The 2,644-nt window shown below is 71.7% G+C and carries 4 protein-coding genes and 1 pseudogene; 4 read left to right on the forward strand and 1 reads right to left on the reverse strand.

What is annotated here, in order from left to right:
- The 4 genes from G6023_RS09940 to G6023_RS09955 all read left to right on the forward strand — a co-directional run.
- Window positions 1-517 (forward strand): C40 family peptidase (locus G6023_RS09940; protein ID WP_241727793.1); only part of this gene is annotated, 517 nt, incomplete at its 5' end.
- On the forward strand, window positions 517-783 hold the full coding sequence (locus G6023_RS09945; protein ID WP_182635264.1) for a hypothetical protein: 267 nt from the start codon (window positions 517-519) through the stop codon (window positions 781-783). The genes G6023_RS09940 and G6023_RS09945, both read left to right, overlap by 1 nt.
- Window positions 780-1,160 (forward strand): YbaB/EbfC family nucleoid-associated protein, encoded by a 381-nt coding sequence (locus G6023_RS09950; protein ID WP_067712187.1) that lies wholly within the window; start codon window positions 780-782, stop codon window positions 1,158-1,160. Before G6023_RS09945 ends, G6023_RS09950 begins: the two co-directional genes overlap by 4 nt.
- A 12-nt stretch (window positions 1,161-1,172) precedes the next feature.
- A complete protein-coding gene (locus tag G6023_RS09955; protein ID WP_119192279.1) occupies window positions 1,173-2,405 on the forward strand; it encodes a SatS C-terminal domain-containing protein in 1,233 nt (410 codons plus the stop codon).
- A 39-nt stretch (window positions 2,406-2,444) separates the two neighbouring features.
- Here G6023_RS09955 and G6023_RS09960 read toward each other — a convergent pair.
- Window positions 2,445-2,644 (reverse strand): annotated as a pseudogene (locus G6023_RS09960) (thymidine phosphorylase); the annotation flags it as partial.

Consider the following 2,644-nt stretch of genomic DNA (forward strand, 5'->3'; position numbering starts at 1 on the left):
CTCGTTTGACGGCGGTTCGTTCGACAGTGGCTCGTCGGGTGTCGCGGCGGAGTCCGCCGCCGGGCCCGGGTTCGTGCCCGGGACGGCGGGGTTCGGTGACGCCGGGTCCGGGGTGATCGGCGGCGGAACCGAGGTGACCCTGCCCGACGGCTCGGTCGTCACCGCCCCCAACGAGCAGGCCGCCGGCGCTGTCCGCAACGCGCTCAGTCAGCAGGGTGTGCCGTACGTGTGGGGCGGCACCTCTCCCGGCCAGGGGCTGGACTGCAGTGGCCTGACGCAGTGGGCGTACGGGGACGCCGGTGTGGAGATCCCCCGCCTGGCCCAGGAACAGGGCGTGGGTGTCCAGGTGTCCCCGCAGGACGTCCTGCCCGGTGACCTGCTCGTGTGGGACGGCCACGTCGCCATGTACATCGGCAACGGTCAGATCGTGGAGGCCGGGGACCCTGTAGCGGTGTCCGGGCTCCGCACCGACAATATCGGCATGTCGTTCCACGGCTTCTACCGTCCGACCGGCTGATGGCACCCGACAGCTGCCGGCACACCGACCCGATGACCGGGGTGGTCGCCGAGGTCGGCACCGACGGCGTCCCGGTGGGCCTGGCCCTTCCGGAGGCCCTCCTCGACCGCCCGCCCGCGGAGGTGGCGCGCGCGGTCCTGCGCAGCCTCACCGCGGCCGCGAGCGACGCCCGCGATCTGCTGGAACGCCTCGCCGCCGACGACTGGGACGAGCGGGACTGGGACGAGAGGGACCCGGACGACGAGCCGGGCGGGTCTGTCAGGTGAGCGCCGGAGGACTGGACGTCGAGGCGTTCCTCGATCGTCTGCGCGGGATCGCGACCGAGTGGGAGTCGGCACACGACCAGCTGGAGACCCTGCGCATCTCGACGACCAGCCGGGACCGACTCGCCACCGCGACCGCGGACTCCGGCGGGAGCGTGGTGGACCTCGTGCTGGCGCCCGGGTTGCGCAGGCACGGGTCCGAGGTGGTCGCGGCGTCGATCCTCGAGGCCACGTCGGCTGCCGTGGAGCAGGCCAACACCCGTCGCGCGGAGCTGGTCTCGGGCTCGGTGGCCCTCGCCGTGAGCGGTCGGAGGCGAGCAGCCGAGGACGCCGCCCGTCATCACACCGACCCCGCCCCGGCGGGCCGTGGCACCGCCTGACTAGCCGTGGATATGCTGACCGGCATGGCCAAGGACATCGTCCCGATCGAGCTCGGTCTCCCGGAGGGAGACGTCACGACCCTCTGGGCACCCAGCTGGCGGGAGGACAACGACGACTGGGAGGCGTTCCTCGGGCTGGACGAGGACCTCTACGCCTTCGACTCGACGGCCGAACTCCTCGCCCTGGTCCGCAGCGGCGCGGAGCACGATCTGCAGGACCACCCCTCGTGGGAGGAGTTCGCCGGATCGGACGTGCTCGCCTTCCGCGCCGCCGAGGAGAACTGCTACGACCTCGTCGGCGTCCTCGAGCTCCTCGGGGACGATCCGACCGAGTCGTCGGTCGACGAGATCGATCAGTCCTTCGCGATCGCCCGCTCGATCGGCGAGGTGTGCGAACTGGACACCGTCACCAAGTTCTTCAACGGCAACCCGGTGCTCGCGTCCGTCACGCACGGCATGGACGAGTTCTACGGCCGCGACGGGCTCAAGCTGTGGAAATCCATCCGCAAGACGGTCGCCAAGGGCTGGGACGACGTCCTCGACGCCATCCAGGACGTCATGACCACCCCGGAGATCGACCGCGCCGAGGTCGAGCGTGCGCGCCACGACCTGGAGACCGCCGAGGCCGCGCTCCCCGAGCCGGAGCCGGAGCCCGAGCCCGCCCCGACCGGGTACCCGGAGGGCTCGCTCTGGGAGAGCGTGGGGATCGACCCCGTCAGGATCGTGTTCGCCGACCAGGAGTACCTGAGTCTGCGCTGCTACCTGGGTGACCGGCCGGTGTTCCTCGGCGACGGGGACCAGGCGTACGTCTTCACCAGTGCGCGCGGCCTGTCCCGCTACCTGGCCGACAACGACGACGACACCCTGAGCCGGGTGGCCACCTACGAGCGCGTCAAGATCGCCGCGACCGACGGCAGCCTGGACGTGCACGTCACAGACGACAACGTGTACGTCCTGGCCGGGCTCGACCGCGACATCGAGGTCGGGCCGGAGATGGTGGACTCCGACCAGCTCGGCCTGGCGGTCGAGTTCGTCACCGACCTGGCCACCTACGTCGGCGACGCCGAACTCGAGGCGTCGGTGACCGGGCGCGGGTCGGCGCTACGGCGCTACCTGCACTACGTCCTCAACCCCGACGACGCCAAGCTGCTCGAGCCGACCGCACCGTACGACGACGAGGCGTCCGAGTGGCGTGACCTGGTCGACGACGTCGAGAAGCTCGTCACCACGCCCGACCTCGCCTGATCCGGGGATGCGTCGCCCCCGGCGTCCGTTCCCGGACGGTCACCAGCCGCGCAGTCGCTCGGTCACCACGCCGGCAGGACCGCGATCCGGGCCCGTCCGGAACGCGGCCGCCACCTCGTCGAGTGCGGCCGGCAACCGTGCGGTGTCGCCCGCGTGGACGGTGGCCACCACCTCGCCGACGCGGACGTGTTCGCCCTCGACGCGGTGCAGCATCACGCCCGCGCCCGGGTCGACCGCCT

The organism is Dietzia sp. DQ11-71 (genome assembly GCF_014144995.1).
Lineage (GTDB): Bacteria > Actinomycetota > Actinomycetes > Mycobacteriales > Mycobacteriaceae > Dietzia > Dietzia kunjamensis.

Coding starts and splice junctions, on each gene's coding strand:
- G6023_RS09945 (WP_182635264.1), top strand. CDS start 517: ATGGCACCCGACAGCTGCCGGCACACCGACCCGATGACCGGGGTGGTC.
- G6023_RS09955 (WP_119192279.1), top strand. CDS start 1,173: ATGCTGACCGGCATGGCCAAGGACATCGTCCCGATCGAGCTCGGTCTC.